6 protein-coding genes are annotated in these 16966 nt (G+C 52.1%); 2 read left to right on the top strand and 4 right to left on the bottom strand.

The genetic code is table 11. From position 1 onward, the window contains the following. Positions 1–18 precede the first annotated feature (18 nt). Positions 19–2718, bottom strand: coding sequence for a response regulator (locus tag GC101_RS28470; protein ID WP_171720086.1), 2700 nt, complete (start codon positions 2716–2718; stop codon positions 19–21). Between the two features lie 191 nt (positions 2719–2909). Between GC101_RS28470 and GC101_RS28465 the strand changes: the two genes are divergently transcribed. Continuing rightward, positions 2910–3860, top strand: coding sequence for an SAM-dependent methyltransferase (locus tag GC101_RS28465; RefSeq protein ID WP_171720085.1), 951 nt, complete (start codon positions 2910–2912; stop codon positions 3858–3860). Between the two features lie 10 nt (positions 3861–3870). Here GC101_RS28465 and GC101_RS28460 read toward each other — a convergent pair whose 3' ends face one another. Next, on the bottom strand, positions 3871–5925 hold the full coding sequence (locus GC101_RS28460) for an S-layer homology domain-containing protein (protein WP_171720084.1): 2055 nt from the start codon (positions 5923–5925) through the stop codon (positions 3871–3873). Positions 5926–6186: 261 nt separating this feature from the next. Next, on the bottom strand, positions 6187–12210 hold the full coding sequence (locus GC101_RS28455) for an S-layer homology domain-containing protein (RefSeq protein ID WP_171720083.1): 6024 nt from the start codon (positions 12208–12210) through the stop codon (positions 6187–6189). A gap of 289 nt (positions 12211–12499) precedes the next feature. Between GC101_RS28455 and GC101_RS28450 the strand changes: the two genes are divergently transcribed. Continuing rightward, complete coding sequence (locus tag GC101_RS28450; protein ID WP_171720082.1) at positions 12500–14575, top strand: RICIN domain-containing protein; 2076 nt, start codon at positions 12500–12502, stop codon at positions 14573–14575. 913 nt (positions 14576–15488) lie between these two features. Here GC101_RS28450 and GC101_RS28445 read toward each other — a convergent pair. Then, on the bottom strand, positions 15489–16925 hold the full coding sequence (locus GC101_RS28445; RefSeq protein ID WP_171720081.1) for a glycosyl hydrolase family 28 protein: 1437 nt from the start codon (positions 16923–16925) through the stop codon (positions 15489–15491). Positions 16926–16966 lie beyond the last annotated feature (41 nt).

Genomic DNA, 16966 nt, shown 5'->3' with positions numbered 1-16966 from the left:
TACTGAATAGCTTCACTCTTATATAATCATTTTCATCAGGGTCAGTAACTGCTCCATATTAACGGGCTTGCTTAAATATTCAGTCGCCCCTGCCTCCAGAATTCTGGTTCTGTCTTCCTGCATCGCCTTTGCAGTCAATGCAATGACCGGCGTCTCCTGTCTAAACGGCATTTGTCTAATCCATTTGATCGTATCATAGCCATTCATCACAGGCATGATGATATCCATCAGAATCATATCAACAGCTGCTCCGGTCTGCAGGTACTCCACGGCCTCTTGGCCGTTAGTGGCCTTGGTTACGTTCAAACCATTTTTCTCCAGAATTTTCGTTAACGCAAATAAATTCCTTTCATCATCATCTACGATCAGAACTTCTTTATCGGCCAACAGGGAGTAGTCGTTATAATATCCGGTCCCGGCTGCGGCAACCAGTTCATCCGGGGTTTCCGCCGGCTTTTCCGGCTGCGGATGCTGTTCTTCATAGACAGCAGCATGCCTGGCAGGCGGCAGATAGACGTTAAAGGTGCTGCCTGCCCCCTTTTCGCTAACCAGACTGATCTTGCCTCCAAGTAATGACACCAGTTGTTTGGTAATTGACAGCCCCAGTCCGGTGCCTCCATATTCACGCTCCGTATGCCCATCCGCCTGCTGAAAAGCATCAAAGATCAAGGCTTGTTTATTCTCAGAGATACCTATGCCTGTATCTGTAACACTAAACCGGATATAATGGCTGTCTTGTGCATCTTCGAATGGCTCTAGCTCATCTATGGAAGCTATACCAATTCTGAACGTAACCGAACCTTGCATTGTAAACTTAAACGCATTGGATAACAAGTTGCTCAGAATTTGCCGTAATCGCTGAGCATCGGTATAGATGATTTCCGGCACCCCTTCCTCCAGGTGTACATGGAAAGGAAGCTCTTTTTTCCGCGATAGCTGCCCGAAGCTTTGAAGTACCATTTCAGGAATTTCAGTAATATTAACCGCTTCAATCTCGATATTCATCTTCCCGGCTTCCACTTTGGACAGGTCAAGAATATCATTAATCAGAGCCAGCAAATCCTGTCCTGCAGAATGAATGGCCTGCGAGAATTCAACCTCCTCGTCTCCAAGGCGCTCTGACTGGTTCTCCATTAGAAATTCAGACAGCAGCAAGATCCCGTTCAGCGGAGTTCTAAGCTCATGCGACATATTTGCCAAAAACTCAGATTTATATTGTGTGCTTTGCTGCAGAATCTTAGCATACTGGGTGAGCTCTTCCTGGGCTTGCTCCGCTTCCAGCGTTTTTTGCTCAGCCAGGACCTGCTTCTCTTCCAGCTTCTTGTTGGTGGCGTGCAGAATTTCTGTCTGGATATGAAGTTCTTCAGACTGTGTCTGAAGCTCTTCTGTATATACTTGGAGCTCCTCGTTCAAGCTTTGTGATTCTTTCAGCAATCCGTCGATCTTCATACTGCTCAGAGCACCATTGAGAGCTGCACCGAAATGCCCGGAGGTCGACTCCAGAAAGAGAATATGCAGACTGGATAAAGGCTTGAAAGATGCTATCTCCACAACGGCAAGCACTTCTCCCAGGAAGCTGACAGGGATTAGAACCAGTGACTGCGGCGAAGCAGCACCAAGTCCTGAGCGGATATGGATGTAGGACTCCGGCAAGTGATCTACATGAATCAGCCTGCCCTCTTTCGCACATTGCCCTACCAGTCCTTCTCCGAAATTGACTTGCTCGTGATCGCTACCCACAGCAGTACCCGCAAATGCCGATACTCTTGTTAAAAAATCCTGGCCGTTGTCCTGCGTGCGGACATACAGGGTTGCATAGGGGTAATCCATAATTTTGGCAAGCTTACTTAGATAAACATCTCCCAGTAATGCGGTCTGCGTAATGCCCTGATATTCTGACAGCATCTCCTTCTCCTGCTGCTGCAGCCTCAGCCGTTCTTGCTGATTATCCAGCAACAGATTAACGGCTTGTCCCAGGTCACTGATTTCATCATTGCTGGTAATTGAAATCCGGGTGTTCAAATTCTCAACTTTCACCAGATCTGTAAGCGTGCCTGTGATTTGGGAAGCCGTACGCGAGATGGAACGGGCGATGACCACAGATGCAGAAACTGCTGCTGCTGCGATCAGGAACCAGACGATATACAGCAATTCCAACAGCACTGTATTCCGGTCTGCCTGGTTTGTTATTAACCGATTGGTATTCTCATTCCTGTTGTCACGGAACGCACTGATCTGATTACGGATATGATCCATTTGATCGATGCTGGAATTTGTCTTGAAGAATTCCCCGACTTGACCGTCCTCTCCCGCTTTCTTTAATTGAATGACATGCTGGGCGGATAGCTCAATCCACTGCTCTATATTGTTCTTGATGCTCTGAAGCCGGCTTTGCTGTACAGAATCCATAGCATTTAATATAGATAATTCATCAAAATTAGTTTCCCACGCAGCCAGCCCCTGGCGGAAGGGCTCCAAAAATTTATCATCACCTGTAATGACATATCCACGCTGGTCTGTTTCCATATCCAGTATATTTTTCTCGATTTGATTAGTCAGGCTGGTAATTTGCCGATCCTGATGTGTAATGAAGTTGGTTTCTTGCTGCAGGGAATTTATTCTCCAGTGGATGACGATTACAAATGCCAGCAGGCAGACAATAATCAAAATCGTTAAAGAAAGAATTTTCTGTTTAATCGTAAAACGAAATTTCTTCACGAATGTCCTCCATCCTCAATTGACCCAAGTATAAGTCGGTTAGCCTGTTAAGCTTACACTTTTGTCAGAAGTTAATATAGTTCTTTTCTCTCATGGTTTTGCATTACTTATCAATTCCATTCCCCAGAATGGCATGATACATTATACGAATAGGAAGAACAATATGAAATTCACTTGTAATGGAGAATGAGATGAGAAATTTCACGAATGATACCGCCCGTAAAATATTAGCCAATGAAATTAGCGTAGAAACATTATTACAACAGTATCCGGAGTATCAGGCGGAGGTCCTGCAAGAACTAAGTATACTGAAAAGCACTAAGGATTCTAATCTAATACATGCCATTATTGATAAATATACGGCGAGTGCAAAGATGGCCAATCATAAAATTTCCAAAAGCGGCTTTAATGAAAAAACAGTTAATGCCTTTCTGCCTAATGTAATCAAGGCGAGATTTGCCCTTCATCTGCTGGAGCAGCTAAATATAAGCGCTTCTTCAAAAACGCCTGCCGGAAATGTAAAGTTCAACCTCTGGGACGGCATGATCCTACAAAAGCTTTTATTCAAAAAGGGGCTTGAACGAAAGCCGGTTTCTCTGGGCCTGTTCAGGTTCTGTTGGCGGATTCTCCTGAATAAAAAGATATTAATGCCTCTCGTCAATAAAAAAGGCATCTATTGTTTCTACTCAAAACCTTTAATTAGCGAACTCTCAAGCTTGATAGGCACTAAAAAATGTCTTGAAATAGCTGCAGGCGACGGTACGTTAACCAAGTTTTTGAACGAAAAAAACATCAACTGCACAGCAACAGACGACTATAGCTGGAAGCACTATATCGATTACCCCGGCTTCGTGGAACAGGCAGATGCCAAAGCTGCCCTTCATAAATACAGCCCGGAAGTAGTACTCTGCTCTTGGCCGGTACCTAAAAACCCGTATGAAAAACATGTATTTAAAACCGACTCGGTTGACTTATATATCGTTCTTGGTACAAAAGACCCTGCGGTGACTGGAGATTTCGACGCTTATTACAGCGCGGATAAGTTCACAATGGAGCTCAGCGAGCGATTGTCCTCCCTCCTGTTACCCCCATCGCCTGCTAATGCTGTTTATATTTTCAGGCGGAAATCTGTTTCCTCCTAGGATTGAAGGTTCATAGTGACGCTGCCGGAATGATTTTCTGCAGCCTGACCAGAATGGCCGCTGCCTGCTCACGCACCAGAACCTGCTTCGGCTCGAAGCGGCCGCCGCTGCCGGTCATAACTCCGTATTCGTTGACGGCTTGAATCGCCTGGCGGCTGGCCGGCGCCAGGCCTGCAACATCAGCTAATCCCATACGTTCAGGACTGCCGTACGTGGTAAGCTGTGCAGCTTGGACAACCATGACCGCTGCTTCTTCCCGCGTAATGCCGCGGTCCGGCTCAAACTTGCCCGAAGAGGAGCTAAGGATGCCGAGCTCCTCAGCCTTGGCAACCATACCGCTATACCATTTGCCTGCCGGTACATCGGTAAATCCGGAGGCAGGCTTGGAATCCGGGAACTCATGCAGCAGCCGCAGCAGCAGGGTCAGAAATTCGGCCCGGGTCAGCTTTTGCTTCGGTGCAAGCACATTCCCGCCGGCACTCACGCCCTGAATATACCCGCTGCTCAGCGCCATAGCGATATCCCCCCTTGCCCAGGCGGCAACTTTACCGGCATCGGTAAATCTGGCTAGCTCAGGGGAAGCAATATGCAGCGCAAACGTACGCTTGGCTAACGCGGGAGCGCCATCTTTCCGGTATTTGGTAATCTGCACCGGATAAACGCCAGGCTTCATTCCTGCAAAGGACACCTTTCCGGTGCTGTCAGCGACTACGCTGGTCCCCTGAAGAGTCACCGTCACCCCAAAGGCCGGAAGGCCGCCTAGCTGGCTGTTCGATCTGGTGATCCGCAGCGAAAACGGTGTATTGGCAGTAGCATAACTTCCGCTCTGCTGGCCATACTGGTCCTTCCATTCCACCGTTATCCGGTCTAACAGCTCCGTGTCATCGGCATAGTACACCAGCAATTGGTCGCCGTCACCAACGGTAAGCCTGGATGAAATGTTCTCAGGAAACAGCCAGGCGCTTCCCCCGCTGTAAACGGCAATTTTCCATTCTCCGCGTCCCTTGTACCGTCCGTTCTGAATTCCTTCAATAGCAGTGAAGGCCGGCTTGGCGGCATCTGCATTCAGCTTATAAGCAAGACCCTTCGACTGTAAAAAAGCGGCGGCCGTCTTCACTGCATCACCGCCCGTTATACGACCGCCGGCTAGCGTGCCGCCGGGGCCTTCCACCTGGATCACTGCCCGCTCAGGTCCGGTATGATGCAGTCCGCTGTACAGAAGTCCTGCCTGTTCCGCCCAAAGCTTGTATGAGGTCAGAGCAAGATAACCGTTCACCGTAGCTGAACGGTCACTTGAGCCGCCTGCCATTTGCGCAAAGCCGCCGCCCGGGAGCTGCGCAGACAGCAGATGGTCCAGCAGCGATGACCCGCCTTCTTGCGCAAAGTCTGCCGCATCCATTCCCAGGGAGGATAGAGCAATAATCACTTGCGCCGTGGTCTCAGTCTTGCCGTCCAGCCCGCCGTCCGGCTGCTGCTTGTCCCTCAGCCACTGCACAGCCTTCTCTACAGGCTGCTCCGTTAGTTCCGTTCCGGCTACCGAAGCCAGCGCCGTGAGCACCCGGGCTGTTGACACTGGATCTCCATTACTCCGTCCAGCCATGGACCAGCTGCCGTCCGCCAGCTGCATGCCGAGCAGCTGATAGAGGAGCATATCGGGATAACGGTTCGTCCGCTCATAAGTATTGAAGGTGGAGTTATTCGCAGTAATATAAGCGGCAGCTACGACGGCTGCCCCTTCTGAATCAAGACCGGCATGGTTCATGAGCAGCGGATACAAATCAATGCCGGCGGTGTTGTTGATATTCCCGCCCGCAGCACTATAAGCCAGCGCAGTCTGAACCAGATCGGACGCCTTGGCGAACTTGCCCCGCTGCTCCAGAATCCGGTCTGCGGTCCTCTCCAAATATCCGTTAGGCAGACTGCGCCCGTTCTTGAAGAAGCCTACGGCAGCTTCTTCCGGAAACAGCTGTTCAGCCAGCAGAACACGCTCTGCCCCGTCAAGCAGCTGCTGCATTTCCGCTGTGAAATGCACCGTCGCCTTTGGCCCTGCAGACGGTTCCGCCATTATTACCCTTCCATCCATCAATAATAGCAACATACATAATGCAATAAGTGCAGTCTTCCTGGTCAACCAGTTCATTGGTGCTGCTCTCATATCTATTCCCCTCCAGTGCGTTTGGCTAGTCCTGTAAGGTTAGACACAGAAGAATGGGAATTTGTTCCTCAACAGGCGGTTTTGGTATACATAATACCAACCAGTAAAAAAGGCTGCTTCATGTCATTCCAGATGACATGAAGCAGCCTCTCTTCGAACGTGATTTTCAGCCTAAATCAATCCCATCACTCTTGCCACAAGTACCGCAGCTTCCGCCCGCGTGGCCTGTGACTTGGGAGCAAAATCACCTGAGCTCCGGCCTTCGATGAAGCCTCCCTCTGCCATGAGGTTCACCGCATCCAGGGCAAACGCGGAGATTAGCGGTGTGTCGCTGAAGTTGACGGCTTCATATTTCTTCGGCAGTTCTTCCCCTGCCGCTTTCAAAACACGGACGGTGATGACCGCCATTTCTTCCCGGGTAATACTGCGGCCCGCACCGAAGGTACCGTCCCCGTATCCCATAACAATTCCCAAAGCCTCCGCTGATGCAACCGCATCCGCATACCACTGGCCGGATCTCACATCCTGGAAGGAGGAGCTTTGACCTGCCTGCACTAATTCAAAGGCTTCCATCATCATCTTCAGGAACTCGGCGCGGGATACCGCGCGCCAGGGAGCATAACTATTATTCCCGGTCCCCTGCACAATTTTGCGGGCCGACAAGGCAGTAACGCCATCCTTCGCCCATGAATAAGCATCCATGTCTTTATAAGAGGATGGAACCGAGAGCACCGCATACTTGCTGAAGTGTCTGGCGCCAAATACAAGCCTTCCGCTTGTTCTGTCATATTTGGAATTCTTGATTACCTCCAGACCTCCGTCATCACTCAGGGAAGCAGCGACCAGTCCATATACAGATTCATCCGCTTGCGGCGAATAGGGAATCATTACCTTCACCACGCTGCCGTTGGCGAAGATGTTCACGCTCTGCCCGTTAACGGAGAGCCCCAATTCATAGACAGGCTTGTTCTTGAGCAGGCCGGACAGTGATGCCTGCCATCCAGAGCGGTCCGCCTGTCCGACCGACACGGCCAGTTTATCTGTTTCCTTCAGGTTGCCGGACGCATCCAGAGGAATTAACAATGATGCGAATCCGGTCTCAACCGACAGAAACCTGATTCCTTCCCGCTGTGACTTGAGCCAGGCACTGGCCGGAAGCTCCAGCGTAATGAAGGACAGCTCTCCGCTTGGCTGCACTTGAATATGCAGGGTGTCCTCCTTATTCTGGATCGCCTGCTTGAGGGCTTCCTCCAGACTTGCTTCACTCAGTGTGATTAGCGCTGCGCCCTGATGTAAGGCAGGAACAGCCTGGATACGGCTTCCATGTACGCTTATTACTGTCTGGACTGGGGCCGGAATGGCGGTCCCTCCTGTATTCCCGCCGTCAACCGGTGAAGCCGGTAGCGGCGTTGACGGCGGTGAAGCCGGTGGCGGCGTTGGCGGTGATTGATCCTCCTTCAGTGTCCTCACCGTATAGTCATTACTTGAAGCCTTGTTACCCGCTTCATCTAAGGCGGTCACCCGGAACGTGTAGGACGTATCCGGCAATAACCGGGTGAAGCCATACTCATAGGTATCCCCTGTTACCGTACCATGTACTTCTCCGTTCAGCAGGACCTCATATCCGGCCAACCGCACACTATCAGCCGGGGCATTCCAGCCCAGCTTCAGGGCGTTCGCAGTAATGGAGGAAGCCGTTAATCCGGTCGGTGCTGCCGGAAGTACCGGCGGCGTTGGCGAATCTTCATCCATTACAGCCACATTGGCGACTGCCGGCACATCCGTGCCGTAGACCGCGCCGGTTACCGTGAAGCTTCCCACGGAGCTGTATTGAACCGGATCGATATCCTGCCATAGTACAGACAGGGATCTGACCGTCTTATCGCTATATACTGCCTCTACTACTGACGGCAGCTCCGGAGCTGTTCCCACTGCTGTTGTTACTTCCACTTTGTTCAGACTGACAATGACCGGTTGGACTACCAATTGCTCCATAGCTGTAAGCAAGCCGGTGGCTGCCGCGTCGATAGCGGATTGGACCGCATCCGCAGCCAGGTCCAGCGCGGCAGCTTTTGCCGTATCCAGAGCTATAAGACTCTCTTCCGTGTAGAGGACACGCTGCACACCTTCGGCCTGCTCTCTCAGATACTCCAGCAGCGTCCGGTCAGCTGTCTTCTGATAGAATTCCAGCTCCGCTACGTTGGCGTTCCCGTTTTGGGAATAATAACGCAGATAACGGTAAGCTGTATCGCCACTTATGGCAGCCGTATGCCATTCAGCGGTGGTGATACCGCTTATGGTGTATAGATCCGTATAGTGCTCTCCATCTGCAGAGCCCTGAAGAATCGCTCCATTGACCCTTCCGAGATGGGCCTGGGTGCTTCTCGGATAGAATTTGAAGCTGGACAACGCCTTGTCATTGCCAGCTCCCAGATCGGCAACAATCCAGCCCGGATTGGCTTTGGTATCGGTATAAGTAGCCTTGTCGCCGTCGAAGGCCTTCCAGCCGTTGGCAGCTTCGGATAATTTCCCGTCCCACGAGATATGAGACGCCTTCACCATCGATTCGGTAACGGCTATTCTCTCTGCTGGCAGCTCCGTGACCGTAACCAGCAGCCGCTCCGCCTGGAACAGCTCATTAAGCAAGGCCAGCATATCTGCGCCTTGATCTCCGGCAGCTTCCACAATCCGGTCCGCCTCGTGCTTGTACTGGTAGTAGCTTAGCCGGGTGTATCCTTCAGGCCCTTTCACCTTCGCCTCAAGGGCTGCGGCTGGAATACTATATTCGCCGTATATTTCTACTTCAGCTACATTGCCGCTCCATGAAGCAGGGTTCACTATTCTTAAATACCGGTAAGGCTTGCTGTCCTTCATTTGTTCTTCATTAATATAGGTCCAGGATTGGTCAGCCGCCCCAGACACAGCCGGGGTGAGATTACTCCAATTCAGCTCATCATTGGAGCCTTGAATGATCAGGCCGTTCATCCGGCTGGCATAACCTGTTCTCGGCAGCAGAATGACGCCGCTGAGCCTGATTGACGCATCTGGCCCGAAGTCCAGCGTATAATAAGCCCCGTTGCCGCTGGCCAAGTCTCCATAGGTTGCAGTGTTGCCGTCAAACAGCAGATAGCCGACCTTGTCTGCGGGCAGACCATTACTGCCGTATTGGGCACTTGAAGCCGTCACACGGGCCAGCTTCGTGACATCCACATATTTGGACTTGTTTACATAGTAGAGCACTGAATGATCTGTAGTGAACAGGGCAGGCGCGGCCGGCAATCCGCCTGCGGTTGTATAGTTAATAGAGAATTTGATCTTGCCCGCCGGCATAGCACTGTCCATAATTACAGAAGCCGTCCAATTGATCCGGTCTGTGGTGTGAACGGAGGCTTGCCGGCCCTGTAGGGTAACCTCTACACCCTCAATAGGTTCGGCAGATTGGAAGGACAGGTCCACCCTGCTACCGGTTTCTACCCTGCTCTGAGTACTCTGCGGGGAGCTGAGCGTTACAGACTTCAGCTTGTTATGGGTCTCATGCCGCAGGCCATAGATGCGAAGCTCGGACAATTCGAACATCGTGCTTGACGGCTCGATCATCTGAAGCTTCAGGAAACGGAACTGGCCTTCCTGCTGCGCTTCACCGACCTCCAGATTCTGCATTGCATCCGATACCGTAGTTACTCCCGGAGTGAGCCGGGTCCAGGACTCCTTGTCATTCGAGCCATATACTGCAGCCCCGCCAATCCGCTCAGGGAATCCGGTTCTGACTTGAAGCGCGAAGGCCGTGGCGGATACCTTGAAGTTCTCCCCGAAATCCAGGATATAGCTGAGACTGTCGGCCAGATAATATCCGGCAAAGCTGTCCGGCGCGTTATCGATTAGATTACCGATCTCTGTACCGAAGGTGGAAGAAGCTACCGTATCGAAATAACGCATGCTTCCGTCTTTCATCAGAGGTGTCAATTCCTTCAGACCCTGGGCGGCGAGATTCAGCCCGGCCAGCTTCCGGTACATCTCTTCATCCGTTGCGCTTGGCAGCGCATTCGTCACATCGTCAATCATGGCCATATATTCCGCCAGTGTCGTGGAGATGTAGCTGGTTTCCGGATTGTACCTGCCGGCAGCAGCCGTTGCCGCCTCCTGCCGGTTCCTGCCTACTGTAACGGTTACAGCTTTGGCTGTTACGGCAGATCCATCGTCCGCGCTTAAGATCAGGGAATATACCCCCGGCTGCTCCGGCATCCAGGAGAACTCACCCGTGCTCTCATTGAATACAGCCCCTTCAGGTTTAGGGTCCAGCTGATAGGTCACAGTATCGCCTGCGGCTGCATCTTGGGCAGACAGATCAACCTGGAGTACAGCTTCAGAGCCCGTATAGGCATATGCATTCACATCTGCCGGTCCGGAAGTGAAGACCGGCGGGGTCAATCCGGCTGCCGGCGCCAGCAGCAAATGATCGATGTCGACCAGTGTTCCGGGACCCGTCACCTTGAAATAGATCAAATCGCCCAATCCATGATATTGATCCATGGTCAGCGTTATATATTTCCACTGGCCCTTCGTATCCGGCAGTACCAGCTCTGATTCCGTCCATCCGTTAACTTCCAGCCTCGCTGTTCCATTGGTCCGGATGCGGAGAGCAACTGTCTTCAGGCTTGTGCTTGAAGCGACCACAGAAACCCGGCTGCCTGCTTCTGCAGCCTTAACCTGCACGTAGGAAATGTCTCCTTCTTGCCGGGTCACCGCATTGGAATCCAAGCTGGTAGCCCGCTGCTCAATTTCTGTCCAATCTGCACTGGGTGACACTTCGGGCAAGGTGGATGCCCCTTCGGAAGCCGCTTCCTTCGGGATGAACAGCCAGTAGTCCGCCCCGCCATCAGGTGATTCCCAGTAATACGGCGTCCGCTTATTGAACATTTCGGCATAGTATGGAGCTTCCTTCTCTATATCCAGCCCCATGCTGTATTTATAGTAATAATACTGGCCGTATACATTGCCGCCGATCCGCCCCCGGTATGCACCGGACAGCACTTTATAAATCACCGGATTTCCTTCCGCGTCGTAGCGGGCCACAACGGGAGTCCAAGGTGTTTCATAGCCCAGCATATATTGCGCGAAGTAATCCGCAGCCTTCAGAATCCGGTTGCCCAGGAAGGCGTAAGCGGTTACAGCATTAACCGCAGTGGACAGCGTTCCATCCGCCGGATCAACCTTCGTGCCTTGAGCATCCAGCAACCGTCCCAGAATCTCCACATTGGTAAGATCTCCAGCGCCGTGAGCCTGGTCCCGGCCCATCTCCACATGCTGAATTCTTGGCGTCTCCAGCTGTTCACCGGTTACGGCGTCTTCCGTCACCAGCCGGAACAGCTGCCGGATCGCACCGTTCTGGCCCTGATCCACGGCAGTCTTATTAACCGTAAACCATTCAACGCCTTCCTTGTACCGGTCCATATTGTCTGTGAAGATATAACCGGACATCGCCCCGAGAAGCGGATACAAATGCTGGTTCATGAAATAGTTATTGCCGTGCAGAAAGGTCTCCGTCATCGGCACAATCAGATTAGACGTGAATTTGGCGGTATCCGCTTCCGTCCAGCTAAGCGCCCCGTTCCGGGCAACGGTGTACCGGAGAATCTCCGCCGCGGTCACCATCCGGTTTAGCGGAATGCCCATATGGATATGCGAATCTGTAAAATACGTATATTGCGCCGGGTCCATCTGCTCCCAGATCCGTATAATAGCCATCGCATTGGCCCGGTAAACTTCATCTCCGGTAATGTAATACATAAGAGCTTGCGTATACGCACTTAACCCGTCTGTAACGAATGCTCCTTTGCTGTTCACGGCAACGCTTTTCGGCTTAGCTGGATCTGCCGCGCTGGCCAGGTTTGATGTAACGGTTCTGGAAGCATACGACGACTTCGTCATGGCCGCATAATACGAAACCCAGGGCTCCTGCCCCGCGATCACCTGCTCGCGCATATTTTCCAGAACAGACTTGGTCACTCCCACCCCGGGATGGGTAAATCCGCCTCTGACCGTCTCATGAATAACGACCAGATCACTTGGTTCAGGAATACTGGCCTCCGCCTTAGCCGCAGGCAGGGCAATATCTCCAATCAAGGTTACAGCTACCAGGATGCTTGAGATCATAATGACAAAAGCTTTCGATAACAGGGATTTCCGGATGCTCATATCCAACCTCCTTTAGAATGAGTAACTTTGTGTACTAAATTCAAACTCCTCGCGGAAACACGGCTCATCATAGCAAATTCTCTCCCTGCTATCTATTGCAAATTCTCTTGTTTTCTTATTTTTTCATTCAAACTTTAACGAAAGCTCCAATCCCCCCGCAGAAAGGATCCGGACTATAAAAAGCATTAATTAATGCACTATTTCTAATATAATTGGAATTTATTCCCGGGCAGAATTGGGCTATAGTTCTGGATGGAAGCGATTCCATAATAAGAAGGAGAGCTGATACATGAAAAAATTTATGATGATCCTGTTCATCCTCACCCTTGCAGCCGGTATAACCGGACTCGTGCCGGTGAAGAAAGCGGACGCGGCAGGCGCATTTGCACATCCGGGCCTGCTCCATTCGCAGGCGGACTTCGACCGCATGAGACAAATGGTGAATGCCGGAACCCAGCCGGTTCTGGATGGGTGGAACCAGCTTCTGAACAGCCCGCTGTCGCAGGCCGGCTGGACCCCGCGGGCAACCGCCACGATTATCCGCGGCGGCACCGGGGACAATGTGGCTCTGCTCTACAACGATACAGCCCGGGCTTACCAGAATGCCCTGCGCTGGAAGATTAGCGGAAGCACGGCCAACGGAGACACCGCCCGCGATATTCTGAACGCCTGGTCGTCCACCCTTACGGCCGTCTCAGGCAATGCGGACCGTTATCTGGCTTCCGGTCTGTATGGCTATGAACTGGCCAATGCGGCCGAACTCATGCGGGATTATCCCGGCTTTAATCTAACGCAGATGCAGGATATGCTGATCAATGTCTTCTATAAACCGCTGAATGAACGGTTCCTGATCGGCAATGAATACGGCCAGGACCACAATGACGCCTATATCCAGAATTACTGGGCCAACTGGGATCTGGCTAATATGGCTTCGACTGTGGCTATCGGGATCTTCTGCGACCGCGCGGATATCTACAATATTGGAGTTGAATATTACAAGCATGGGGCCGGCAATGGCTCGATTTATAACGCGATTCCATTCCTTCATCCTAACGGACTGGCCCAGTGGCAGGAATCCGGGCGTGACCAGGCGCATACCCAGCTCGGCGTTGGTCTGATGGCTGTAATTAACGAAATGGCCTGGCATCAGGGCGACGACCTGTACGGCTGGGCGAACAACCGCTTCCTGCGGGCCGCCGAATATGTAGCCAAATACAATAACGGGGCAGATGTGCCGTTTGCCGCCTACGAGTGGGGCACCGGCACGAACGGTGCCGTCCAGTCCCAGACCGTTGTCTCCAATGCCAGCCGCAATGAGGTCCGCCCCATCTGGGAAATGATCTATAACCATTATGCCAACCGGAAGGGACTGTCAGTCCCCAATATTGCTGCCCGCGCCGCGCTGACAAGACCGGAAGGTGGCGCGAATACGCAGTACCCCTCCACCTTTGACCAGCTTGGATTCGGCACGCTGCTCTATACCCGCCCGGCTGGCTCCGGGGAATCGGCCTCTCTTCCAGGAGGCAATATTCCGGATGGCACGTACCGCTTCTCCGTCCGTTTGGACGGCAAGGCTATGGAAGCCGCCGGTACGGCGAACAACTCTCCGGTACGGAAATCAACCTATACTGGAGCAGTCAGCCAGCAATGGACCGTAACCCATCTTGGCGGCGGCCAGTACAGCATTAAGAATGTGCAGAGCGGGCTATTCCTGGAGGTCGCAAGCGGCTCTCTGGACCATGGAGCCAAATTCCAAGTCTACTCCGGCAACGGCGGAGACCATCAAAAGTTTGCCTTCATCCCTGTAGGCAGCGGATATTACCGGATCACCCCTGTGCATTCGAATAGGCCTGCCGATGTGATCAACGCTTCGTCTAGTGAAGCCGCCCTGATTGATCAGTGGCGATACACCCTCGGCAGCCACCAGCAATGGAGACTCGAACCCGTCTCCGTGAATGTCCGCCTGCAGTCGTATAATTACCCGGACCGCTTCCTCCGGCATAGCAGCTACCGCGCCCGGATAGACGCCGGCGTCTCCCCTGCCCAGGATTCACAATTCAAGATGGTAACCGGGCTGGCTAATGCGGGTGGTGTATCGTTCGAGTCTGTCAATTACCCGGGACGGTTCCTGCGGGTCCGTTCCAACGGGGAAGTATGGCTGGACCCGGGCGACAGTACTGCAGCCTTCAATAATGAAGCAACCTTCCGCCGCGTGGCCGGCTTGGCCGACCCGCAGAAGTCCTCTTATCAGATGTGGACAGACCAGACCAAATACCTGCGGCACACCAATTATCTGTTATTCGCACAGGCCGAGTCCGGTTCTGCATTCAGCGCAGATGCTACCTTTACAGAGGTCACTCCTTAAGCCAGTTTGCTGCAAATGTATTCTTTCCCTAGACAGAAGGGGTTGTCCCAAAATCCAGGAAACGGCTGCTTGGAACAGCCCTTGTTTTTGGAGAAGGATGTACGTCAGCATTTGGATGGACGCTGCGTGAACGGACCGTTGTTCCAATCGCTGTGCTCTCCAGATTTTTTTCATTCCCCTTAGCGGTGAAAATCCGGAGACCAAGGCGACCGCTACCGCTTTTACGCGGGTCAGTCCGTCCCCTCCGCTGTTTAAGCGGGAATCCAATTTACAATCTAAAAAAGAATTCTCTCTTTAGCCTACCTCCAGCCACTTTTTTCATGCTGCGAAGCAGAATACACCGGAAGCCCCGGTTGTCCTTCTGCTGTCCAAATACGCTTTCCGGCCTTCCCCACAGCCTGGATATCTTTCTTTTCGGATAGGCGTAGTTTCTTCACTGCCTAGCCTGCATCTGCAATTTTCCGGAGGATTTTTCGAGGAATTGCTGCGCTTTTTCTATTTACGGCTGTAAACACCGCGTATCGATCTGTCCTTGGTGTAAACTATTGACCAAAAAAGCAAAACAGCGCTTCCCCTGTTATGGGGGGAGCGCTGCTCTATGTTTTAGTCTATGAGTGCTCGCTTCAGCAGATTGCGGGCAATCGAATGCCCCGGTTGTTCTTTTGTCCTGATACACTTTCCCCGCTTAAACAGCGGAGGGGACGGACTGACCCGCGTAAAAGCGTTAGCGGTCGCCTGAAAGCTTTCCGCGGGAAAGCTCGCTTCGGAAGCATCAGCAGACCCCGGATTTTCACCGCTAAGGAGAATCAATAAAATCTGGGGGCAACAGCGATTGGAACAACAGTCCGTTCGCGGAGCGTCCATCCAAGTGCTGACGTTGATCCTTCTCAAAGAATTAGAGCAGTCCCAACCCTTACAACACCTTTATCCCCTGAGCATGCTTCCCGATGATGACATACGGCTCTTCTAATTGAAAGACGCTGCCGTTCACCGTTACATTCTCGAAAGTTATATCCTGGACAAACCGGATTTCGTCGTACCCCTCAATATGCGAAGGATTCATGCAGGTTCCGTTAAAGTGAATGTTCCTGAACGTGATCTGCTCAATCCGCTTGCCGGGAGCCGGGTTATATTTCTCGTTCTGCAATACCCGCAGATTGAACAATTCACCAAGCTCAAACGATTCAATCCGGATATCCTCGTACGCTACATTGCGGACGGTATTGTTGTCGCCTGCGTTAATCGCCAGGCAACCCCAGTAATCGGGCTGGGGCTCATGATGCTCCAGGATATCAAGCGCTGTGAACCGGATATTCTCAATCACATCGCCTTCTCCATCATAATCGCCATGCGTGCCGATATTGACCGGGTGGGCGACATCCGCCCACAGAATGGAGCCGCTGACCGAGACATCACGAGTATCGCCCCGGAATTCACCGCGCGAAGCATACACTGCAATACAGTCATCAGATGTACGGAGGAACCCTCCTTCAATGGTGACCTGTTTGCAGGCCATCATATCAATGCCGTCACACCAGCCGCGCGTACTGAACGATTTCAGGTTGCGGATCAGGATATGCTCCGACTGGCCGAGAAGTACGGTGTAGTGCGGAGGATCAATTACTGTTATCCCTTCGATGTGGATATGACTTGAATACTTGATTTCGAAGCCCCGGTAAAAGGTGTTCTTCTCGTAATCCGACATGTATAGGATACCTCTGCCTTTAACTGTCACATCATGAACCCCGTCACACACAAAACCTCCATAAACTACTGCGCCTCCCGGGATATACACCGTGCTGCAGGAAGGAAGATGCAGCAGCGGCTCACTCAGCCGGTGAATGCCGGGTCTGAAGAAAAGGATTCGCTGTGAGCCCCCATCTGCATTATGTTCCAGCTGTTGCTGAAGCTCCTCTGTGTTATGCAGGCCCGGCTCCAGCATCAGAAGCTCACCGCCTTCCATGTCCGGCAGCTGCTCTTCCGGCGGATTCGCAAAAATATGAAGATTATGAAACCGTTCGCCATTGACTTCAACCGACAGCAGCTTGGGCCCGTCAATACTCAAAGACAAACTGCTGCCACTTATTTCACCCACTAAACCCGCTGATAGCGGCCGTATCACAGCCTCGAGGACCGTCTCAGGATGATACTCTACTTCAATGTCAACGGTTCCGGAGCAATCGAACATGACCATAGATGCGTTCCGTACATTGTGCATATCCACTTTGACGTTGTAGCTGAAGAGCGGCTTCCACTCTTCACCCGGCGTCCGGACGCGGACGGAGAAATCCGGGTTGTGTACGGCACCCTCCGGTGCCGGATAGACATGAATCCAATTTTCAGATAGCAATATTCCCACTCCTGTCAGTAAATGATGAAACCGGCTGTGCA

Origin of the sequence: Paenibacillus phytohabitans (assembly GCF_013141775.1) — a bacterium.
GTDB lineage: Bacteria > Bacillota > Bacilli > Paenibacillales > Paenibacillaceae > Paenibacillus_AQ > Paenibacillus_AQ phytohabitans.
This window is presented reverse-complemented; position numbering and strand designations above follow the sequence as displayed.